13 protein-coding genes, 3 tRNA genes and 4 pseudogenes are annotated in these 21,818 nt (G+C 67.6%); 8 read left to right on the plus strand and 12 right to left on the minus strand.

The window, feature by feature from the left end:
• Positions 1-212: 212 nt before the first annotated feature.
• Both ACFVYX_RS00425 and ACFVYX_RS00430 read left to right on the plus strand, forming a co-directional pair.
• Positions 213-4,241, plus strand: coding sequence for a polymorphic toxin-type HINT domain-containing protein (locus ACFVYX_RS00425; RefSeq protein WP_389679047.1), 4,029 nt, complete (start codon positions 213-215; stop codon positions 4,239-4,241).
• Between the two features lie 14 nt (positions 4,242-4,255).
• The gene (locus tag ACFVYX_RS00430) at positions 4,256-4,807 is read left to right on the plus strand and encodes a hypothetical protein (protein WP_389679048.1); all 552 of its coding nucleotides are present in this window, start codon (positions 4,256-4,258) and stop codon (positions 4,805-4,807) included.
• A 91-nt stretch (positions 4,808-4,898) separates the two neighbouring features.
• On the opposite strand, the pseudogene ACFVYX_RS00435 reads toward ACFVYX_RS00430, so the two are convergent.
• Together ACFVYX_RS00435 and ACFVYX_RS00440 are read right to left on the minus strand one after the other, a co-directional pair.
• Positions 4,899-5,543: pseudogene (locus ACFVYX_RS00435) on the minus strand (hypothetical protein); the annotation flags it as partial.
• A pseudogene (locus ACFVYX_RS00440) lies at positions 5,456-6,035 on the minus strand (transposase); the annotation flags it as partial. The pseudogenes ACFVYX_RS00435 and ACFVYX_RS00440, both read right to left, overlap by 88 nt.
• Positions 6,036-6,569: 534 nt before the next feature.
• On the opposite strand from ACFVYX_RS00440, the pseudogene ACFVYX_RS00445 reads away from it, so the two are divergent.
• Positions 6,570-6,742 (plus strand): annotated as a pseudogene (locus ACFVYX_RS00445) (transcriptional regulator); the annotation flags it as partial.
• 28 nt (positions 6,743-6,770) lie between these two features.
• On the opposite strand, the gene ACFVYX_RS00450 reads toward ACFVYX_RS00445, so the two are convergent.
• Genes ACFVYX_RS00450 through ACFVYX_RS00460 form a run of 3 tightly spaced genes read right to left on the minus strand, consistent with a single transcriptional unit; the run spans position 6,771 to position 12,577 of the window.
• On the minus strand, positions 6,771-9,845 hold the full coding sequence (locus ACFVYX_RS00450) for a type I restriction endonuclease subunit R (RefSeq protein WP_389679049.1): 3,075 nt from the start codon (positions 9,843-9,845) through the stop codon (positions 6,771-6,773).
• A gap of 1 nt (position 9,846) precedes the next feature.
• On the minus strand, positions 9,847-11,070 hold the full coding sequence (locus ACFVYX_RS00455) for a restriction endonuclease subunit S (protein ID WP_389679050.1): 1,224 nt from the start codon (positions 11,068-11,070) through the stop codon (positions 9,847-9,849).
• Positions 11,063-12,577: an N-6 DNA methylase gene (locus ACFVYX_RS00460; protein WP_389679051.1), complete on the minus strand. Its 1,515-nt coding sequence runs from the start codon at positions 12,575-12,577 to the stop codon at positions 11,063-11,065. Before ACFVYX_RS00460 ends, ACFVYX_RS00455 begins: the two co-directional genes overlap by 8 nt.
• A gap of 236 nt (positions 12,578-12,813) precedes the next feature.
• Here ACFVYX_RS00460 and ACFVYX_RS00465 point away from each other — a divergent pair, with 236 nt between their 5' ends.
• On the plus strand, positions 12,814-13,215 hold the full coding sequence (locus ACFVYX_RS00465; protein WP_389679052.1) for a hypothetical protein: 402 nt from the start codon (positions 12,814-12,816) through the stop codon (positions 13,213-13,215).
• Positions 13,216-13,230: 15 nt separating this feature from the next.
• Here the strand turns inward: ACFVYX_RS00465 and ACFVYX_RS00470 are convergent.
• The 3 genes and pseudogenes from ACFVYX_RS00470 to ACFVYX_RS00480 all read right to left on the minus strand — a co-directional run.
• Positions 13,231-13,476: pseudogene (locus ACFVYX_RS00470) on the minus strand (alanine--tRNA ligase-related protein); the annotation flags it as partial.
• A 240-nt stretch (positions 13,477-13,716) separates the two neighbouring features.
• Positions 13,717-14,379, minus strand: coding sequence for an HAD family hydrolase (locus ACFVYX_RS00475; RefSeq protein WP_389679053.1), 663 nt, complete (start codon positions 14,377-14,379; stop codon positions 13,717-13,719).
• Positions 14,376-14,585, minus strand: a complete 210-nt coding sequence (locus tag ACFVYX_RS00480) for a hypothetical protein (RefSeq protein ID WP_389679054.1) — start codon at positions 14,583-14,585, stop codon at positions 14,376-14,378. Before ACFVYX_RS00480 ends, ACFVYX_RS00475 begins: the two co-directional genes overlap by 4 nt.
• A gap of 139 nt (positions 14,586-14,724) precedes the next feature.
• Here ACFVYX_RS00480 and ACFVYX_RS00485 point away from each other — a divergent pair, with 139 nt between their 5' ends.
• Together ACFVYX_RS00485 and ACFVYX_RS00490 are read left to right on the plus strand one after the other, a co-directional pair.
• Positions 14,725-15,312, plus strand: a complete 588-nt coding sequence (locus ACFVYX_RS00485) for a hypothetical protein (RefSeq protein WP_389679055.1) — start codon at positions 14,725-14,727, stop codon at positions 15,310-15,312.
• A 66-nt stretch (positions 15,313-15,378) separates the two neighbouring features.
• The gene (locus ACFVYX_RS00490; RefSeq protein WP_389679056.1) at positions 15,379-17,373 is read left to right on the plus strand and encodes a pentapeptide repeat-containing protein; all 1,995 of its coding nucleotides are present in this window, start codon (positions 15,379-15,381) and stop codon (positions 17,371-17,373) included.
• Positions 17,374-18,061: 688 nt separating this feature from the next.
• Here ACFVYX_RS00490 and ACFVYX_RS00495 read toward each other — a convergent pair.
• The 4 genes from ACFVYX_RS00495 to ACFVYX_RS00510 form a co-directional block, all read right to left on the minus strand.
• Positions 18,062-19,297: a tyrosine-type recombinase/integrase gene (locus tag ACFVYX_RS00495; protein ID WP_389679057.1), complete on the minus strand. Its 1,236-nt coding sequence runs from the start codon at positions 19,295-19,297 to the stop codon at positions 18,062-18,064.
• Positions 19,298-19,398: 101 nt separating this feature from the next.
• Positions 19,399-19,475, minus strand: a tRNA-Ile gene (locus ACFVYX_RS00500).
• Positions 19,476-19,640: 165 nt separating this feature from the next.
• Positions 19,641-19,713 (minus strand) — tRNA-Asn (locus ACFVYX_RS00505).
• A gap of 5 nt (positions 19,714-19,718) precedes the next feature.
• Positions 19,719-19,791, minus strand: a tRNA-Asn gene (locus ACFVYX_RS00510).
• Positions 19,792-19,950: 159 nt separating this feature from the next.
• On the opposite strand from ACFVYX_RS00510, the gene ACFVYX_RS00515 reads away from it, so the two are divergent.
• Positions 19,951-20,262: a YtxH domain-containing protein gene (locus ACFVYX_RS00515; RefSeq protein ID WP_389679058.1), complete on the plus strand. Its 312-nt coding sequence runs from the start codon at positions 19,951-19,953 to the stop codon at positions 20,260-20,262.
• A gap of 30 nt (positions 20,263-20,292) precedes the next feature.
• Positions 20,293-21,732 (plus strand): FGGY family carbohydrate kinase, encoded by a 1,440-nt coding sequence (locus ACFVYX_RS00520; protein ID WP_389679059.1) that lies wholly within the window; start codon positions 20,293-20,295, stop codon positions 21,730-21,732.
• Positions 21,733-21,818: the final 86 nt, after the last annotated feature.

A 21,818-nucleotide genomic window follows, 5' to 3' on the forward strand; every position in this document is an offset into this window, starting at 1 on the left:
TCCGGATCCTTGCCTGCCGCCGCTCCGCCTGGGGAGCGTCATCGAGCGGCCCGCAGGCCTCCGTGGTGCCGTGCACGGGCACCGACGTCACGGTTGCCGCCGCGCGCGGCTCCGGGCCGTCCGTGTGCCCGCGCGACCCACGGCTTTCACAGAATTGAGGGGAAGATTTCGTGCGCCACAAAACAGAGCGCCCTGCGAGGAGTTGGGGGAGGGTGGCGTGGGCCGGCCCTAGCGTGCTCGGCCGCGTCCTGCTGCCCGTCGCCTTGGTCGCCGGCCTTGTCTCCGCGGCGCCCGCCGCCGCCGAGGGGCCGGCCCTGCCGACCCTGACCGAGCGCGAGCAGGTCCTCCAGCACTGGAAGGCGGGCGGCGCGGCCGTCAGGTCCGCCGCCGGGGCCGCCCTGGCCGGCGGCGACGCGCAGGTCCGCGCGTACCTCGAGAACGGCCAGAAGGTCGCCGAGGACCTCGACCTGCGTGAGGCCGCGCTCAAGCTCGTCACCGACGCGGGCCCAGGTCTGAGCGAGGCCGCCGCGAAGGCCCTGGCCGGCACGTCGGACGACGTTGCCGCGTTCATGAAGGACGGCTGGAAGCAGCCGCTCGCCGACGACCAGCGGGTCCTTGCGACCCAGGCCATCGACGCCGGCGGCCCCGGTGTCCGCGAGGCCGGCAACGTCGCGATGCGCGGTTCGATCGACGACATCCGCGCCTTCCTGCAGGAGGGCCAGTACAAGCAGCGCGACGACGACGCCCGCGTCCGCGTCACGCAGATCGAATCCACCGGCGGTCCCGCCACCAAGCGCGCCGCCTCCGACGCCCTCAAGTCCGGCATCGAGGAGGTCCGCGACTTCCTCACCTTCGGCCAGCACATCGCACGCGCCCAGGACCAGGAACACGCGACGATCGCCGACCTGGCCAAGCAGACCGAGGACGCAGGCGGCGCGGCCGACAAGGCCAAGAAGAGCGCCCTGGCCGAGGCCGAGAAGGCCAAGAACGCCGCCAACCTGGCCAAGCTGGAGACCGCGAAGGCCGCGCAGGAGACCAACCTCGCCAAGGGCGACGCCATCAAGGCAGCGGACGCCGCCCGGCGCGCCGCCGCGTCCGCCCGGCGCGCCGCCGCCGCGGCCCAGACGGCCATCGCCGCGGCCCGCGCCGCGAACGCCGCCGCCCAGGCCGCCGCGATCGCCGCCCACAACGCCTCCACCGCGGCCCTGTTCGCCTCCCGGGCCGCGACCGCGGCATGGGACGTGGCGGCGCACGGCAAGGCCAACGCGAAGGTCGCGCAGGACGCCGACGACGCCGCCGCGAAGGCGGAGCAGATCGCCGACCTCGCCGATGCGACGGCCAGGACCCTCGAGCAGGTCGACGAGGCCATGCTGGCCGCGAAGAAGGCCACCGAGGACATGTTCGCAAGCGCCGATCACGCCGTGGTCTCCGGGAATTGGGCCAAGGAGTCCGGCCTCAGCGACGAAGAGGCCCAGGCCGCCGCGGCGTCCGCGCGCCGTCATGCCGCGGAGGCCAAGCGCGCGTCCGGCGTCGCCCAGGGCCACGCCGCCGACGCGGTGCTCGCCGCCCGCCAGGCGCGCGACGCCGCCCGCTCCGCCGCGGGGCACGCCCGTAAAGCGGCCGAGGCGGCCCGCCGGGCAGCCGAGCACGCCGGCGACGCCCAGGCCGCCGCCAACGCTGCCAAGATCAACGCCGAACAGGCTCTCGCCTCTGCCGACCTCGCAGCGGACCTGCTGACGAAGGCCGACTCCGTCCACGCAGCGGCACGCAAGACCGAGGCCGAGGAAGTCGCCGCGCGCACCATCTCCATGGTCAACCAGGCCCGGGACGCGAAGGCGGCCGCCGGCCTCCTCAAGACCGAAATGGTCCGTCTGCAGCAGGAGGCGGTCAAGCACGAGGCCGACTTCACCGCGCTCGCGCAGCAGGCTGCCCAGCCCGGCGCCGACGCGCAGCAGATCGCGGCCACCGGCCGTGCGATGGCCGTGACCGCTCTGCAGTCCCGTGGCGCGTGGAGCCGCACGGCGGCCGAGGCGGCTCTCACCGGCGACGACGCCATCGTCGTGGAGTACGCCCGCACCGGCTGGAAGCACGCCCGGGAGCAGGACGAGCGCGAAGAAGTCAACGAGCTCTCCCTGCATTCGCCCTACGCAGACGTCCGCACCGCGGCGGCGACCGCCCTGAAGGGCACCGCCGCTCAGGTCCACGCCTTCCTCACCCTCGGCCAGTACCAGGCAGCCGCCCCCGACCAGCGCATCGAGGTCACCCGCATCGGCGACGCGGCCGTCGGCGGGCCCGCCGACGGCGACGGCATCAGGGAGGCCGTCAAGGCGGCGCTCGCCGATCCTGATCCCCGGGCCCTCAGCGACTTCCTCACCGCCAAGCAGCACCAGGCGCGCATCGAGGACTACCGCGTCGAGGCGACCCGCCTGTCCGACGGCGGCGGCCCCGAGCTGAAGGCTGCCGCCGAGGCCGCGCTGGCCAGCCCCGACACGCACCTGACGACCTTCATCGAGTCCGGCCAGTACCGCGCTCTGCGCCGGGACCAGCTGACCGCGACGCACGTCGCCGAGATCAAGGCGGTTCTCGCCAAGTCCAGCGGTATCGTCGCGCAGGCCTACCAGGACGCCTACGAGGCCGCCGAGGCGGCGGCCGACGCCCAGGGCTACGCGGACCAGGCCGACGCCCACGCCCTGACCGCGGCCGGCTACGCCAGCAAGGCCGCCGGGTACGCCGCCCAGGCCAAGCAGTCGGCCGACAACGCCGACCGGTCCGCCAGCGCGGCCGTCGCGTCCGCCGCCACCGCACGCAGGGCCGAGAACGAGGCCGCCTACAGCGCGCGCAAGGCCGACGACTCCGCCGCCTCCGCCCACGCGAGCCACATCGCCGCCGTCGGATACGCGGAGAGCGCCTACAAGGCGGCCGAAGTCGCCAAGAACGCGGCTCTCGACGCCGGCATGAGCGCCGAAGCCGCCGCGGACAAGTACCGCACCACCCTGGACCGTTACCGAGTCGACGAGTTCCTTCAGTCCGTCCAGGAAGTGCTCCGCTTCAGCGCGAACGACACCGTCGACGACCCCTTCGACCGCCTCCCCTCGTGGCTGAAGACCGTCTTTGCCATCCAGGGCATCGGCTCGGTCGAGGACATGTGGTTCTACATCGACTCCAGGCATGCCGCGCTGGACATCGTCGGGACGATCCCCGGTTTCGAACTCGCGGACGGGGCCAACTGCGCCATGTACGCGATCGAAGGAACCATCGACCACTTCTGGGACACGGGCCGCGACGGGTTCTGGGAGGACGCCGCACTCTCCTGCGCCTCCATGATCCCGTTCGCCGGATGGGGCGCGACCCCGGCGAAGTGGGCGAAGTACGCGGACAAGTTCGGCCCCAAGGCCAAGGAAGTGTACGAAGACCTCGGCAAGCTGTGGAAGAAGGTCGACTGCGCGATCGACGGGAACAGCTTCCCGGCCGGCACCCGCGTGCTCATGGGCGACGGCTCGGCCAAGCCCATCGAGCAGGTCCGTGTGGGCGACATGGTCCACGCGGCCGACCCCCGCACCGATATCGCCGGACCGCACCGGGTCGACGCCACCATCTACACCCCGGACGACCGGAACTTCACCGACATCACCCTCGACAGCGCGGACGGCGGCGGCACCGTCACCGCCACCGGCAACCACCCGTTCTGGTCGGAGTCGACCCGTACGTGGACCGATGCCTCCGCGCTCAAGGCCGGCGAGAAGCTCCGCATTTCGGACGACACCACGGCACGCATCGCCGGAGTGCGTCACTGGAAGACCCTGCAAGGGGCCTACAACCTCACGGTCAATTCCGTCCATACGTACAATGTTCTGGCCGGATCCGTCCCGGTGCTGGTGCACAACGCCAGCAAGCCCCGCGACATGCCGAACTATGTCAAGAAGGCGGCCCGGGAAGTGCTGGCGGGCATCCGCCCCCAGCGAAAGACCAAGAATGGCGATCTCGATTTCTACAACGGAAACGAGCTCAACGGGGACGCGAAGAAATTCTGGGGGACGACTTCCGAGAAGGACCGGGAGACGCTTCCTCCGAGCGAGTGGGTGACCACGAGGATCTACGAGGTCAAGCCAGATGACGACGGGTACCGCATCATCGTCCGCTCCAAGCCCGGCCAACCGGACAAGTGGGCGTGGATCCCGCCTGGCAAGAACGGACTCCACAACTACGGGAGCCTCCAGAAGTTCGAACCCGGCTGCCTCTGAGAATCAAGGAACCCATGGACACGCACGCCTTGTCGGCCGCCCTCACCTCCTTCGGCATTTCCCTCCTGGGAATCGAGGAAACGGTGAAGACCTGCCCTCCGGAAGTCGCCGGCCTGGCGACCTCGTGCGGGCCGGAGGACGGCCGGGTGGATGAAGTCATCCACTACGACAGCCCCACCCAGTTCCGGGATGTCAACGATGCATGGATGCGCCTGGCAACACGGTTTGGATTGCTCGGAAAGGAAAGGGAATTTCTTCTCTGCGTGCGGGCCGACGACGCATCGGACGCGGTCTGGGCGCGGGTCCGGCTCGGCGATGACTGGAACATCGCCGGACGCGTCCCGAACGCCATCCGGGGCCCCTGGACCGGGCGACTGCTCACCATGTCCCTGTCGGGGAGCGTCGTCGTCCTCGGCACGAACTACCAGGAATACATGTCCGTGCTGGCCCTGCCCGACCCGCACCGGGTCCCGGTCCTCCGCCGGTACGCCCAGTACATGATCGAGCAGGGGGACCTGTCCGAGCCGGAGCGCGAGAACGTCGCCGCCTGGCTTGACCAGGACTGACGGCAGCGCGCCCCGCGCGGCCGCGAACTGCGTGAACCGAACACACTGATGCCCGCTGAAGATCTCTTCGGCGGGCATCAGTGCCTCGGGGACGCGCGCTGCGTTTGTCGTCGCTCTCGACGACGTACCAGGGGTCGTCCGCCGTGTCCGTGTGCACGAACATCTCGCCCTTGGCCCTGGAGTACGCCTCCCAGCGCGTGAGGGACTCCAGGCCTATGGGGGAGAGCTTCCAACGGCGCAGCGGGTCCCCGGCCCGGCGCCGGAACCTTTCCTCCTGGACCGTGTCACTGACGGAGAACCAGTACGTGCGCAGCAGGATCCCCTCCTCCACCGGCATCCGCTCGAAGACCGGGCACTGGCGCAGTGAGCGCTGGTGCCCGGCGGGCGTACAGAAACCCATGACGGGTTCCACGCCTGCCCGGTTGTACCGGCTGCGGTCGAAGAGGACGATCTCGCCGGCGGCCGGCAGGTGCTCGACGTAACGCTGGAAGTACCACTGGGTGCGCTCGCGCTCGGTCGGTTTGGGCAGGGCGGCGATGCGCGCGACACGGGGGTCGAGGTGCTCGGAGACCCATGTGATCGTGCCGCCCTTGCCTGCGGCGTCGCGGCCCTCGACGGCGACGAGGCGGGCGCCCTCCGCCCGCGTCCATTGGCCACGGCGCCGTCGCGGATCTTCACGTGGATGGCGTCGATGAAGACCACCGGACAGACGGCGTCCAGTGGCCGGTTCTGCCATTCGGCCATCCCGTCCATGGCCTTGTCCGTGATCGTCGAGGTCGTCCGACGGGAGACCTCGGCGCCATAGACCTCCCAGAGGTGGGCCTGGACCTCACCGGTCGCCAGCCCCTTCGCGGACAGCAAGATGACCATCTCGTCCACCCCGGACAGGCACTTCTGCCGCATCTTGACGATCTTCGGCTCGAACGAGCCTCCACGGTCGCGGGGCATGGTTGTCTCCACCGGTCCGACATCGGTCAGGACGGTCTTCACGCGGGTGCCGTTGCGACTGTTGCCGCCGTTCTTCCCAGCCGGATCGTGCTTGCCATAGCCGAGGTGATCGGTGATCTCACCCTCCAAGGCGGACTCCAGCAGCCGCTTCGTCAGCTGCTGGAAGAGCCCTCCCACCGGTCAGCCACAGGCCCTCGGCCTGAGCCCGGCCCACCGACTCATCGATGTCGACACACCTCCGACCACCCGACCGATGGAATGCCGATGAAGGCGCGGATATTCGGCGCGGTGTGCGGCGTGTCACACGCCGGAGCCGTGGGATCGCCGTGGGATCATCGTCGTGGCCCCACACCCACGCTCCGCCTGAAACCCCAGGTCAAATAGGTCGGGGCCCGGTGAGGCGGATCAGCGCCGCCCGTTTCGCCGCACCGACGCGAGGCGATCGCCACGCGCGAAGCCACCCCTCCCGGGGTGTTTTCACAGGTCAGATCGTTTTTCTACGGTGGGGCGGGGGGACTCGAACCCATTTCAGTGACGCGTCTCACCTGCGACGATGCCGAAGGACCGGACATATCTATCCGATTCCATCCGGCTGCATGCCCCTTCCGTCCCGCTCGATCGGGGGCCGTTAGGCGTTCGCCACACCACTTCCTCTGCGCCTCGCACTCCGGCAGCATCCGCGGAACTCAGGAAGGCCCTGCCCCTCCAGCGTTCCAGAGTCACTGCGTAGATTGCCATGGACTTCACCACCAGCCGACCCATTCGCGCCCTGCACGCAGTCACGCTGCGTAGTCTCAAAGCACTCCCACGGCTGCGGTTGGTGGTCGCCGAGGACCGGCACGCCGAGATGTGGCTGGACGATGCCGAGAACATCGCCCTGCACTTAAAGCTCTGGCGCACACTGCACGAGTCGGCGGTTACGGGGCCGACACCCACGGCGTCATCAGCGCAGCTCGGCGGTCACTGGGTGTCGGCCCGGCGCGGTGAGAGCTAACGGTCTTCGGTCGCGGCCGATCTAATAGTTCTCCCGGGCGTACGCGTACGTCTTGTCGAACAGGTCGCCTTTGACCGGCAGACCGTACTCCTTCAACGCGGTTCGGAGCTCGCGGCGGACGCGCTTGTCGCCGGCATCGCTTTCTACCCACCCGGTGTAGGCGACCTCCGCGACGATCGAGTCAATCCTGTCGACGATGTCAGGGACGATCTTGTGCAGTCCTGGCGGTGTGTTCTGCTCGACGATCTGTGTCAGCGCACCGCGCTTCGGGTCTGCCAGTCTTTTCAGCGTCTCTTCGTCGCCTGCCTCCGCGGCCCGGTCGGCGGCGACCACGTCCTGAGCGATCTTCAGCGCCTGCTCCAGGAACGCCAGCGAGTCCTCGACGTTCTCGATCGCCTTGGTGCGCAGCTTTTCGATCCGATCCGCCAATGACCGGTACGCCGGGATGTCCGTCTCAGCGAGTCGGCGCTTCAGGCGCGCCTCGATCGAATCGAGCACCTCTTGGTAGACGTCGCCAGGCTCGTTCTCCGGCGACTCGGTCTTCGGAAGATTCAGTTGCTCGGCGATCCTTTTGACCAGTTCCAGGCCAGCGGCGTCAAGGGTGACGGTCTTCGACGGCATCGACCGCACGCGCACGTCGGTCATGTGCCCATGGATCAGCGCGGTCGTCTTCGCACCGAGACGGTCCCACAGAAACGCCTTCGACACGTCCTTGGGCCGGATCGACTCATACACCTTCGCCAGCCAGTAGTACTGCTGCCGGAACGGTGCGAGCATCGGGTGAGGGTCGAGGAACTCCCACACCGTTTGAAGAGCCACGTATGTCTCGATGAACTGGGTCCGCTGCGGGCTGCCCTCGACGATCCGCTCGTGTGCCTCGGCGAGCCCCTCGAACGACGAGTCGGCTGTGCTGATGCCATCGAACAGCGCCAAGAGGCGTGTCAGGTCAGAGACAAACTTCCCGGCCAGCTGGGAGGAATCTGTGACGTTGAGCTCCGGCTCCTCCTCCGCCTTGGCCTTCGGGCCGGCTATCGCCGCGCCGATGGCCTTCGCGAGGCCGATGTAGTCGACGACGCGTCCGTAATCCTTGCGCTGCCCCGTGATGGGGTTCTTCCACGGCCGGTTCGGGCGGGTGATCGTCTGGAACAGGTTCGCCCCTTTGGCTGGCTTGTCGAGGTACAGAACACCCTCGATGGGCGCGTTGAAGCCGGTCATCCATTTCGCTGTCACTACGACGAACGACATGGGGTCGTCGACCTTCTTGAACCGCCGCTTCAGGGCCTCTTCCTGCTCCGGAGTGAGCAGGTACTTCTTGTGCTCCTTCGGAGTGTCCTTGGAGTCGGCGACGTGCATGACGACGCCCACTTCGCGCGCCCGGCCGTCCGGCATCGCCGCACCCCGGCGCGCCAATTCGGCCCGGATCGCATGCGCATAAGCGATGACGAGATTCTGGTTGAACGCCACGACTTGGGCCTTCTGCCCCAGCGGTGTGACGAACGTCAGGAAGTGATCGACGATGTCCGCGCACACCGCGGCGACCCGCTCAGGGTTGGAGAGGATGGTCTCGATGTGCGAGGCCTTCCCGGAGAGGTAGACCTTCTCGTCCTCGCCGAGGTCCTCCTCGGCAGCGAACTGGTCGAACGCCTCGTCAAGCTCGCCCTTGTCGAGATCGAACCCGACGGAACGGCCTTCCACGATCACCGGCTTGGTGAACCCATCAGCGATCGACTGCTCGGGCGTGTACCGGGACATCACGAAGTCGGGATCGTCAGGATCCCCGAACAGCCGGAACGTGGACCGGTCCTTATCCTCGATCGCCGTGCCCGTCGCGCCGAAGAACTTCGCGTTCGGGACCGCTGTGCGCCAGGCCTTCCCGAACTTGCCCTCCTGAGATCGGTGGGCCTCGTCCACCAAGACGATGATGTTCGATCGGTCGTTGAGATGGCCGGCCTCGGCGAACTTGTGCACGGTAGTGATAACCACGCCCGGCTCACCGCTGCGCAGCAACGCGAAGAGCTCGCGCCGGTTCTTCGGCACGCTCATGCGCGGCATGCCAGCGGTCTCAAACATCTCCGCGGTCTGTCTCACCAAATCTTTCCGGTCGGCGATCACGATCACGGTCGGTGCGCCGCCGTACATGTCGATCACCGCGGCGTCGCGCAGCAACCGGGCGGCGGCGAAGGCCATCAGCTCAGTCTTGCCCGACCCCTGGTGATGCCAGATCAGTCCACCGGGACCGTCCGCAAGGACCTTCGCGTGGATCGCGAGCGCCGCCTCGAACTGCGGGTAGCGCGGCAGGAACTTCACGTCGACCTCGGAGGCGTCCCGGGCGTGCCGGTACATCACCAGGTCCTTCAGGATCGGCAGCACGGTCTCCGGTCGCAGCAACAGCCTTGCGGCGCGCTGAACACGCGCAGGACCGGTCACCTTCTTCGGGTCGTCCTCCGTGGATCCCCAGGGTGCCCAGATCTCTGAGTCGGGATCCGGCACTGCCCGGATCGGGGCCATCCGGAACTCGAGGCCCTCGGTCGCAACGTTGAAGACGTTGGTAGCGAAGAAGTTCGGGTACTCCTCCTCGTAGGTCCCATAGATGTCCTTCGCTGCGTTCACCCACGACACCTGGTGCTTCACAGGGGTTTTCGTCTCGGCGACGACGAGTGGGAATCCATTGACGTAGTAGACGACGTCGAACCTGCGAGGCTTCACGGCGCCGCTGACCGTGACCTCATCGGCGACGGTGAACCGGTTGTTGTCGAGGTGCGCGAAATCGACGAGACGACGCGGCACATGCTTGCCACCGATCGTCGGGAACGAGTGGTCACCGCGCAGCATCACAGTCAGCAGCTCATTGGCAGCCACCAGCCCGTTGTGGGCGTCCAAGATGGCCTGGTTGATCTCGTGCAGAATCAGTTCGGCTGATTCTGGGTCGTCGACGAGCTCCGGATTCAGCGCTAACAGCGCCTCCCTCGCCCAAGCCTCGATGATGACATCGTGATTGTCGCGTGGCAGCTCGTCGCCTGGGATGTGCTCCCACCCGGCTTCCTCGGCCCACTCAAGCAAGGAGCGCTGTATGGTGCTCGCTTCGGTGAAGCTCACTTCACGACACCCCTTCCAGGAGAGCGTTGTAGGACTCGGGGACCTCGATCTCTTGGTTCAGCAGAGAGGTCAGGAGCGCGTAGCGAAAGGTGCGGAGGTGGGCAAGCTCCAACTCCATGGATCCGGCATGCTCGTCAAGCGAATCGAGTTGCGAAACGACGTTTCGCCGCACATCACCGGCAGGAAAGCCTAGGGGGATAGCGGCAAGAATCTTCTGGTTCAGGCCCTTCATGATCGTCCCTGTAGCATGATCGCTCAGCCACGTTAGGATCAAGTCCGTCTGCAGTAGATATGCGATGAAACGCGCCTCATCGACATCGGTGCCAGTCCGAACCCGAAGGCCGTCAGAACCGAGAAAGTAGCCGGCCTCGGCTGATTTCACCCACGCGGACCGGTCAACAGCGCCTTTTCGGGCAAATACGATGTCGCCGTGGGCCAGCGTGTATTGCGGCAGCCTAGCCAAGGTTGTCGCACCAACTCGGGGCGTTTTTTCGTTGACGCGTATAAAGCCGTGACGCACCTCGCCTGTGGAAATCACCGGCACGCCGTCGGGCGAATATTCGGCAGCCTTTAGCGCCGTGCCAAATGGCCCAGTTTTGATCGAACCGCCCCGACTTTCAATGAAGTCCCCGAGAGTGGTTTGGGGAGACGTCGCGGCGATCGTCTGGAGATCTCCGAGAATCGCCTTTCGAAGTCCGCCTAGCGCCTTCCGCTCTGCGGAAAAAGCTTCGATCTCGGCGTCCACTGCTGCCATGACATCCACGATGCGGTTCTGCTCGGACACCGACGGGAGGGGAATTCGAATCGTCAGGAAGTCAGCAGGCTTGACCCTTTCACGCCGACCGCCCATCCCTGTCGACAGGTTCTGCAGGTCGTCCCATAGGCCCTTCGTCGTTGTAAGAAGCCTGAAGTAGCTCGGCAAGAGCCGCTGTCCGCATGTAAAGGTTGGGAACTCCTGGGATGCATAAACCTGAGGAAGGTCGCTGGGTGCAACGGTGATGGCACCTTCGAAGGCCTTCAGGCGGCTGTACACGATCTGATCCGGCCTGATCAGATTAAGGGTCTTGTATGACGTCTCTGAACCCGGCAGTGGGTCCCGGTACAGAAGGCCCCGACCGCGGTTCAAGACACCGGCGATGTCGTAGGAGGCTGTCGTCTCGACCGGGACCGCTTCGACGTCCAGCGCGACGACCTCGTCGAGCCGGACCCGCTCCCACTCACTCACTGGACACCCCGAACACACTCAGCTCGACGCCTGCCGCTGCGAGCCGTTCAAACATGGCGGTCTCAGTGTCGATGCGGTGCTGCCGGGCGTCGGCATACGCCACCAGCGCAGTGCCCAGATCGGCGGTTTCTTCTGCAGCGACCTTGATGTAGCGGCCGATGTTGAGGTCGAAGCCGTTCTCTTTGATCTCGTCGAGCGGCACCAAGCGGACGTTCGCGCCGTCTTCCCCGTCAGGGTCCTCACCAGTCCGGTATGCATCGATGAGCGCGTCGACGTCGCGCCTCGACATCCGGTTCTGATTCTTGTCCTTCTCAAACCGGGCGGACCCGTCGATGAAGAGAACGTGGTCCTTCCTTACGGCTGGCTTTTGGTCGCGGAAGATCAGCAGGCAGGCAGGGATAGTGGTGGAGTAGAAGAGGTTCGGCGGCAGACCGACGACGGCTTCGAGGAGGTCCTTCTCGACGAGGCGCTGCCGGATCTTCGCCTCGGCCCCACTGCGGAACAGCACACCGTGCGGCATGACAACTCCCACGCGGCCGGTGCCGGCGTTCATCGACGAGACCATGTGCTGCACGAACGCGAAGTCGCCGTTCTTCGCTGGCGGAACCCCGTAGATCGCCCGCGGGTCGGACGTCCAGCGGTCGGCTCCCCAGTTCGTCAGAGAGAACGGCGGGTTGGCGATGACCGCATCGAAGGTGCGGACCGCACCGGAAGGGTCCTTGAACGCCGGCGCTCGAAGGGTGTCGCCGCGCTTGATGTCGAAGTCCTCGATCTCGTGGAGGAACAGGTTCATCCGGGCGATCGAAGCGGTGGTCAGGTTAATCTCCTGGCCGTACACCCGCAGCGTGCGGTGGTCCTTACCCGACTCCCGCAGCTGGTTGATCGTCGCGACCAGCATCCCGCCCGAACCGCAGGTCGGATCATAGACGGACTCACCAGGTTCCGGATGGAGGATCCCGACGAGCAGGTTCACGACCTCACGGGGCGTGAAGAACTCTCCCGCCTTCTTCCCCGACTCGTCGGCGAAGTTCTTCAGCAGGTACTCATAGCCCGCACCGAGCAGGTCGTGGGAGACCGTCGACGGGTCGAGCCGGATCTGATTGAACGCCTGGATGAGACCCAGCAGCGCCGACTCAGGGATGCGCTCCTTGTTGCCCCAGGAAGCGTCGCCGAACACACCGGCCAGGGACTTCGGGTTCGCCATCTCGATCCGCTGGAACGTCATAGCGATCTCGGCCCCGAGGTTGACGATCTTCCCGGTGACCTCGCTCCACAGCGTGCCCTCGGGCATCTCGAACCGGTGGAACTCGGCCTCGATCTCGTCATCGAGGTCATCGCCGTACTCATCGAGTGCCGCGTCGTGCTCGAAGACCCAGGTGTCCGAGATCCACTTCCAGAACAGCATCGGGAAGACGTACGTCTTGAAGTCGGCCGGGTCGACGGGGCCGCGGAGCGCATTCGCAGCGGCCCACAGCCGGGATTCGAGCTCTTGCTGGGTGATCGTCACAGGTGTGCGCTTCCTTCCATCGGGTGGTCTCATTCATATCCGAGCCCGCTGACATTCTCGCAGCGCGGCAACCCCCCTCGGAGACGAACGGCACCAGCACAGTGCGGACGCACAGGGTTGCTCGTCGTCAGCCGGAGCCGGGCAGGGCTTCGGCATAGTCGCGTGATGCTTGGTTCGTGATCAGTTGAGGCCGAGGAGTGCGGGGGGACAACGGGGGATCGCGGGCGTTGTGGCGCGTGACCCTCTCACCGAGTCCGGACAGCCACATTCCCGAGGGGGGAAACCGGGGCCCGATCACCACGTACATGACGATCGAGGAGACCTACTGGAGCTTGCACGCCACGCTCCGCGCGAAGGGGAGCACCTCGCGGTCGAGCAACGCCATCATCAAGGCTCCCGAGAACTCCGGATCCGCCGAGATCAGGTTCCTCTACAACAACACGCCCCGCGTGGAGCACCAGAACCGCAGCCCACGACACGAGGGGGCCTGCCGCATAGCGGTGACCGGCCTCAAGCCCAAGGCCGCTACCGGGCACTACCACACCAGCCGATTCACCACCGGCGACATGGAACTTCACCCTGCTCAACCCCTCCGCCGATTACGGCACCTTCGCCGAGGCGCAGGCCGCCGACCCTGAGCGCTCAGGCAACTGAGTGGCGTGCCGGTTGGTGCGGCCGACGTTGTCGATGTCGGAGGTGCGGGCGCACTTCTGGATGCTGGTCGCGCGGGAGAACGGCGGGGTGCTCTCGCCGAGGAAGTACGGCTTGAACTGGTTCATCCCGGCGTTGGCGAGCAACAGGGTCGGGTCGTCCGGAACCAGCGGGCTGGAGGAGACCTCGTGGTGGCCCCGAGAGGTGAAGAAGTCGGTGAACGTCCTGCGGATCTGCGTCGAGCGCATGGCGGTATGGCCCTTACGGAAGAGTCACGGAAGGTGGAAGGGGAGAGCACACGCCGAGCCGGGCCGAGAACGAGGACTGAGAGGGTTCTCAGTTCTCCAGCTCGGCGCAGATAGCTCGCGCCCCCATGGGTCGCACCTTGACTCCAGATCCGTCGATCACGTCGGTGGTGCAGCAGCCCGCCATGACACGAAACAGGATTGCCGCACCACCGACTGTAGCGGTTCTGGCGTCAAGATCGCTTAGATCTGGCAGTGGGCCGAAACGGAATCGATCAGGTCGAGCAAGCCGGGCCCGATCTCGGCCGGGGTCGAGAGCAACGCACGCGTACCGGCTGCGGCCAGCGCATCCGGTCCCGCGAATCCCCAGCCCGCTCCGCAGAAGGGGACTCCGGCCGCACAAGCTGCGGACCAATCACTGACGGTGTCCCCCACGAACAACGTGTGGTGCGGCGAGACGGCGACGCCGGCGAGAGCCTTGAGGATGCCCTCAGGGGAGGGCTTCGGCTTGGCGTCCTCCCAGCAGACAGTCACGTCCATCAGATCCAGGACCGCCGGGGGCAGCAGCCACGAAAGCCGGGCCCGGGATTGCAGTGTGACCAGGCCCGTTGCCACCTCGGCGTCCTTCAACGCGGCCAGCCCCTCCAGCACACCGGGGAAGACCCGCGGACGCGGGGCGGACGCCACGGCGACGTCCCACCACAGACCGAGGATGTCATCCGGATGAGGGACGCCGAGAGCGGTGAGGACATCGGCGCGCGGGAGGCTGACCGCGTCCGGCAGGAGGTCAGCGATCGCGACTCGGCGCCCGAGTGCGGCGGTCGAGATGCCTGCGAGGGCGCCGAGCGTGGTGCTGCGGCTGTCCAGGAGGACTCCGTCGACGTCGAACAGGACCGCCCGCCTCACGACGCACCTCCCCGTACGTCGGGTAGGTCCGTCTCGTGCAGCAGGGAGCCGAGGGCGATGCCGTGCTCTTCGAGCAGCTGTCGGCCACCGAGCGGTCGCTCCAGGACGCACAGCGCGTGAGCGGCCTCGGCTCCGGCGCCCCGGAGCAAGCCCGCCATGGCCAGGGTCTGGGTGCCGGAGCGGACCACGTCATCGACGAGCATCACGCGCCTGCTGGTGACATCGACTCCTTCTATCTGCCGACACGAGCCGTAGTCCTTCGGCTGGCGACGCAGAAAGCAGGCAGGCAGCCCGGTGGCCGCCGACAGGGCGACAGCGAGAGGTTTCCCGCTCTCGGCGACGAAAATGTCCGGGCCCGTCCCGACGGAGCATCCCGAGCAGCTCGCCCTGATCGGTGACCCGTCACCGGTCCGCATCCCCGCGGTGGAGTGGACGGTCTGGCTCAACGACTCCTCCGTCCGCGCCCGGTACTGGTCGAAGGTCTACAGGACCTCGTCGGGCACGAGCTGCTGGTTCTGGACCGGCGGGGTCAGCAGCACCGGCCACGCGACTTTCCGGGCGACCTCGCTCCCCGGCCCGACTCGCCGGGGCACCGTCCCCGGGCACCTGTACGGCTATCAGCTGGCCCACGGCGTGATCCCGCGCCTCGGCTGGGGCAACGACCATCCCACGGGCTGCCACACCTGCGACAACCACTCCTGCCAGCAACCCAACCACCTCCGCTTGGGTACGCCGGCGGAGAACCGCGCCGAGTGGCTCGACCGCCGCCGCGACCCCGGCAGCCCCCTGGCCGACCTCCGCGGCCCCGCCCACCGCGCCCGCGCGATCGGCGCCGCGATCCGTCTCGGCCGCGCTCGCTGCGAAACCGAGGCAGAAATATCTTCCCGGATCGACACCGCGGTCGCTGCTGGGAGGCCCTTGAGCCTGTGGTGAGCCGCTCTCTGCCTCGATGCGATCTCTTCTGGCAACTTCTGGACAACATCGGTACGTTCATCGTGCATGGCACCTGCTGCACCCGAACCGGCATCTGACTCCCCGCCCCCGTGGCCTCACTGCGGCCATGGCTCGACGTCGGCCGACCCTGTCGGCTGCCGCGGCATCCGCGTCAGCGTCCACACCGCCTGCCTGGCCCATTTAAGCGGGGTCGACCGCGCGGCCTACCTCGCAACGTTGTCGCCCGGCACCGCCATCGACCACCGCGGCACCCCCTTCACCCCTGAACTGCTGGACCAGCTACTCTCCGCCCTTCGTGATGCCAGCACCGGCCAGCCTCACGTAGGCGACGCCCAGTTCGACACGGCATCCTTCTCCGGCGACGCCCAGTTCGGCATGGTCTCCTTCTCCGGCACTGCTGTGTTCAACAAAGCGTCCTTCTCCGGCGATGCCAAGTTCAACGACGCGGTCTTCGCAGAGGACGCCCGCTTCTACAGGGCATCGTTCTCGGGAAACGCCTGGTTCGACGGGGCCTCGTTCTCCAACTACGCCTTGTTCAACGAGGCGTCGTTCTCCGAGGGTGCCAGTTTCGACGGGGCGTCCTTCGCCAGCCTGGCTCTGTTCATCAAGGCGTCCTTCGCCAGCGATGCCCGGTTCGACGACGTGCCTTTCTCCGACACCGCCCGGTTCAACAGGGCATCCTTCTCCAGCTACGCCATGTTTGTCGGAGCCTCCTTCGCCGAGGAGGCCCTGTTCAACGAAGTGTCCTTCGCCGGAGAAGCTCGATTCACCGATGCGTCTTTCGCTCGCGATGCTCGGTTCGACGAGGCGTCCTTCTCCGGCACCGGCCTGTTCGATGCAGTCTCATTCGCAGGCGACGCCAGGTTCGGTGGAGCACGCTTCTCCGGCAACGCCCTGTTTAATCGGGTGCGGTTTGAAGTGGCTTCACGCCTAGGGCCGATGGTATGCGCCAAGCAGGTGGTGTTGGACGCTGCGGTGTTCCAGCAGCCAGTGACGTTGGAGATCGCCGCCCGACAAGTGAGCTGTGTGCGCACCCGGTGGACATCGACGGCCACGCTGCATCTTCGCTACGCCGAGTTGGACTTGAGAGACGCGGTCTTTGAGTACCCGGTGCCGGTCACCGCTCGTGCTACCCCCTTCCCCCTCTCCAGCTCGGCTGACTCGATATCGGAGACAGTGCTGTCCGGCCGAGCGCCGGGTGTGCGTCTGATGTCGGTAGACGGGGTGGATGCCGCGCACCTGGCGCTCAACGACATTGACCTGAGCAGATGCCGGTTCGCCGGCACCGTTCACCTGGACCAGCTGAGGGTCGACGGCTGGTGCACCTTTGCCACCACCCCCACCGGCTGGAGCCGCCGCTTCCCCTGGCGATGGAACCAACGCAACACGTTGGCCGAGGAGCACCACTGGCGAGTGCGCACCGCCCGCCGCCCCGACCTGGCCACCGCTTTGGGCTGGGCCAGCCCGCCGCCGGACGCACCTGTCTTGAGACCGGCAGCGGTGGCAGCGCTGTATCGGCAGCTGCGCAAGTCACTGGAGGATGGTAAGAACGAGCCGGACGCCGCCGACTTCTACTACGGCGAATGCGAGATGCGCCGCCGCGACACCACCCGGCCCCGCGGCGAGCGGGTCCTGCTTACTCTCTACTGGGCCCTGTCCGGTTACGGACTGCGCGCCACGCGCGCCCTGGCTTGGCTGGGAGCGGCCATAACTGCCACGATGGCGGTGATGATGCTGTGGGGCCTGCCCGTGGACGATCCGAAACCGACTACCACCGGCCGCCAGGTCGCCATCGGGCAGCAGATCACTCTCACCACCGACACCCCTGAACCGGTCAACCCCGCTAACCGGCTGGCCGACCGCGTCACTACTAAGCGGTTCGAGAAGAGCCTGCGCGTGGTGATCAACTCGGTAATCTTCCGTTCCTCCGGGCAAGGTCTCACCACCATCGGCACCTACACCGAGATGACTTCCCGCTTGGCCGAACCCGTCCTCCTCGGCCTGGCCGCCCTCGCTGTCCGCAGCCGCGTCAAACGCTGACCATGCCCTCGTTGGCCGAGACACGTGACGTCTCAGCCAATCGCCGAAGCGGCCAGTGCGGGCGTGGAACCGCCCGCGCTGGTCTCGCTCGGCTCCTCTTGAGGTGGAGGTGACGTCGCCGAGCGCGGATCCCTCACCGGCACCGAACGCCGACGGCGGTCGTCCGACGTAAGCCCTGTGACGAAGGCACCGAGCCCGGGCTCTGTTCCTGCTCGCGGCCACGAACATCCCCCGGCTGGCTTCTGCCGAGCACCCCGAGAAGGTCGCCCTGATCGGCGAACCGTCACCGGCCCTGCCCTCACACGGAGGACGCTCAGCGACCCGTGACCCCGACTCGGAGCTCTTACCAGGCACCGGTGCTGATCGCCTCGGCCTGCTCGACAAGGGTCGACGGCCGTGAACCCGAAGAGCGCGTCGTCGGAGCGGCCGAGCGCAGGAGCGGGAGGATCCCAGCGGCCGACCGCCCATGGTGCGTGTGGCTGCAAGGCGGACGAACGCCTGCTGGCAGGGCGCGTCGTAGGTGCTCGCGCTACCGGCGAAGAGGTGGCTGATCTCGCCCGCCCTGACGGTGATCTCACACGTGGCCGGCTCCCGCACACCATGCCGGGGCCGGGGCCTTCGCGGCTCCCATGCCGACGACGCTAGGAGCCACCACGGACGCCGGTACCGGGGCTCAGTCAGTACGGATTTACGCCGCCTTGGCTAGGCCCTTCGGGTTCGCAGTGCTCATCGCCCACTCGACGGCTGCCACGACCTCGTCATCCGAGGACTCCAGGAGATGTCCGTACCGGTCGACGGTCGTCGTGATCGACTCGTGGCCGAGGCGGGCCTGGATCACCGGCAGCGGGACCTTGCCGGCGATGAGCCAGGAAGCGTGGGTGTGACGAAGGTCGTGGATGCGCGGGCGCTTGGTGAGGCCGGCGGCGTTGGCTCCGTCCAGCGCGGGCTTCCAGCGGTGCGCGTGGAACACGCCAGAGTGCCAGGCTCCGCCCTCCGGGGCGGTGAACACCAGGTCGGTCGGCTTCTTCCCCTGACAGAGCCGCTGGAACAGCTGCACCTGCTCTGGGGTGAGCACGAGGGTTCGACGCGACTTCTTCGTCTTGGGGGCGCCGAGGAAGGTCCCGCCCTCGCCTCGCCGCTTCCAGGCGCGCTGCACACGGAGCGTCGGCCGCTTGGAGACCAAGGTGAAGTCCCGGGGCTGGAGTGCCGTCACCTCGCCCCACCGGAGGCCGGTACTCACCAGCACGTCGATGATGTCGACGGCATCAGCACGTACGTGCTCGCGCAGGAGGGCGTACTCCTCGGGCTCCAGGAAGACCTCGTCATCCTCCGTGTCGTTCCCTTTAGGCAGCTTGGTGTGCGCGCAGGGGTTCGAGTCACGGAGGGACGGGTCGGCGTCCACGGCGGACTGGAGGATGCTGTAGAGCAGGCCGTGGAGGTTGGCGATCTTCTTCGCCGCGTACTTGCGGCGCTCCGTGCCCGGAGGATGAAGGGGGCCCGGCCTCCCGTCCTGGAGGTCCAGGATCCACCGGCTGACGTGATCGCGGGTGAGCTTGTCCCCTCGGTCGGAGACGGACAGCTCTCCGAACCACGGGATCATGTGGTTGTCGATGAACCTCGTGTAGTTGATCTTGGTGTGGTCGGATATGTCCGTCAGCAGCCCTACGTAGGCGTGGGCGTAGGCCCTGAACTTCTCCACGTCTGGCGCCGGCGACTCGTCGATCTCGACAAAGCCCACACCCTTGACCCACCCCGGCGGCCATTGCTGTCCGTGACCGTTGACCAGGTCGCGGAAACGTTCCGCCTGCGCCTCATCGTCGAACGTCTCACGGCACGTGCGCCCCGTTCGACTCCCGCCCGCCCGCCACATGACGGTGCAGGAGGGGTCTCCGGACAGGCGGGAATTGGTCTTGATGTACGCCATGAGAGTGATCGTACGGCGGGTCCGTGCAGCGTTCGTGCAGCGGACGCCACCGCCGAGCTAGCGTGAAACCCACGTTCTTGCAGGTCACGACGATTCTGCTGTGGTGGGGCGGGTGGGACTCGAACCCACGGCCGACGGATTATGAGTCCGCTGCTCTAACCGGCTGAGCTACCGCCCCGATCGGTGAGGCGCGTACATGTGTGCGCGCCGTCTGCCGCAGCATAGCCGCTCATACGATCTCCTGCTCCGGAAGATCGGCTCTGCTGACCATCAAGACCGCGGCGCGCTCCGCATGGTTCCCGCAGACGCGAAAAAGGACCCCGAAGGGTCCTCTTCCGTCTCGCTCCCCCGGCTGGACTCGAACCAGCAACCCTCCGGTTAACAGCCGAATGCTCTGCCAATTGAGCTACAGGGGATCGCGCTCCCCCGACTGGACTCGAACCAGTAACCTGCCGGTTAACAGCCGGCTGCTCTGCCAATTGAGCTACAGGGGATTGCTGCGTTGCACCGAACGTACCCACTCCGGATGCTCCGGGCGGGCGGTTGCTCGCTGCGACACATACATTAGCGCAAGCAGGGGGGTGCTCCGCCAATCGGTATCGCCGTGGGCACCAGCGATGCATCAGGGAAGCTCTCCAGGGAAGGTGGTGGCCATGCGATACAAGCTGACGTTCGCCATGGGACTCGCCCTCGGTTACGTGGTCGGCACACGAGCCGGACGCGAGCGCTACGAACAGTTGAAGAAGTCCGCCCAGGGGTTCGCCCGGAACCCAGCCGTGCGCAACGCCGCCGAGTCCGCCGCCCAGACCGGGCGTCAGGTCGCGGGCAAGGCCATGCACGTCGTGGGCGACAGGGTGGGCGACCGCCTGCCGTCCTCCGTGACCGACCGGGTCCACGCGATGCGCGAGCGGAGCATGGGCAACGGGAAGGTCGAGGAGGACGAGTGGGGCACCAGCAACACCTGAACCGCCCCGCGTGCGGCAGAATCATGTGTCATGGGGATAGTCGCCGGACTCGACAGCTCAGCGGAGTTCACACGCATCGTCGTCTGTGACACGGACACGGGTGCCGTACTGCGGCAGGGATACGCCCCTCACCCGGGTGAACCCAAGGCCGTCGACGTCGACCCGCAGACCTGGCTGCTCTCCCTCGGGGAGGCCGCGACCGGCGGTCTCCTGGAGGGCGTGCAGGCCATCGGTGTGTCCGCGCAGCAGCACGGACTCGTACCGCTCGACGCGCAGGGCGGCCTCGTGCGGCCCGCGCTCGTCCGCAACGACAAGCGGGCCCAGGTGGCCGCCGCCGATCTCGTCGAGTCGCTGGGCGGCCGCCAGGCCTGGGCCGAGGCCGTCGGCTCCGTGCCGGGCGCCGGGCAGCCCGTCGCCAAGCTGCGGTGGCTCGCCCGGACCGAGCCCGAGCACGCCCGGCGGATCGCGATGGTCCTCCAGCCGCACGACTGGCTGGTCTGGCAGCTCCTCGGCCGGCCCGCCCGCCGCACCACCGACCGCGGCGCCGCCTCCGGCACCGGCTACTGGTCGGCGCGCACCGGCGCGTACCGCCCCGACCTGGTCGAGCTGGCCCTCGGCCACCAGGCCGCGCTGCCCGAGGTCCTCGGGCCCGCCGGTGCCGCCGGCACCACGCCCGAGGGGCTGCTCATCTCCGCCGGCACCGGCGAGACGATGGCCGCCGCGCTCGGTCTCGGTCTCGGTCCCGGCGACGCGGTGGTCTCGCTCGGCGCCTCCGGCTCCGTGATGGCCGTCCACCACGAGGCGCTCGCCGACCCCCACGGCATGATCACCTCCTTCGCCGACGCCACTGGCATGCACCTGCCCGTCGTCCACACCTCGAACGCGGTACGGGCCCTGCGCGGCGCCGCCGAGATGCTGGGTGCCGAGTCCCTCGACGAGCTGTCCGCGCTCGCCCTGAAGTCCACTCCCGGCGCCTCCGGGCTCGTCCTGCTGCCCTATCTGGAGGGCGAGCGGACCCCGAGCCTGCCGCACTCCGCGGGCACGCTCAGCGGGCTGCGGCGCGAGTCGATGAAGCCGGAGCACCTGGCGCGGGCCGCGTTCGAGGGGATGCTCTGCGCGCTCACCGACGCCATGGACGTGCTGCGCGGCCGGGGCGTGGAGGTGCGGCGGGTGTTCCTGCTCGGCGCCGCCGCGGCGCTGCCGGCGGTGCAGGCCCTCGCGCCCGCGCTGTTCGGCGCGCAGGTCGTCGTCCCCCAGCCGGCCGACTACGCGGCGCTCGGCGCCGCCCGGCAGGCCGCCTGGGCCCTCGGGGTGGCGCGGGGCACGCTGTCGCCCTCCGCTCCCCCGGCCTGGCAGGGCGCCGCCGCGCAGATCCTGGAGCCGGGCGATGACCTGGCGGTCGGACAGTCGGTGCGGCAGCAGTACACGGCGACGCGGGAGCAGATCCACCCGGGCGCGTTCGCTTCGTAAGCCCCGCGCGAAGCCACGGTTGGGGAAGACCCGGTGCGCGAGACCCCGGTGCGCGACTCGGTTCGCGAAGACCCGGTGCGCCACTC

Origin of the sequence: Streptomyces sp. NPDC058326, from assembly GCF_042879855.1 — a bacterium.
In the GTDB taxonomy this organism is placed as follows: domain Bacteria; phylum Actinomycetota; class Actinomycetes; order Streptomycetales; family Streptomycetaceae; genus Streptomyces.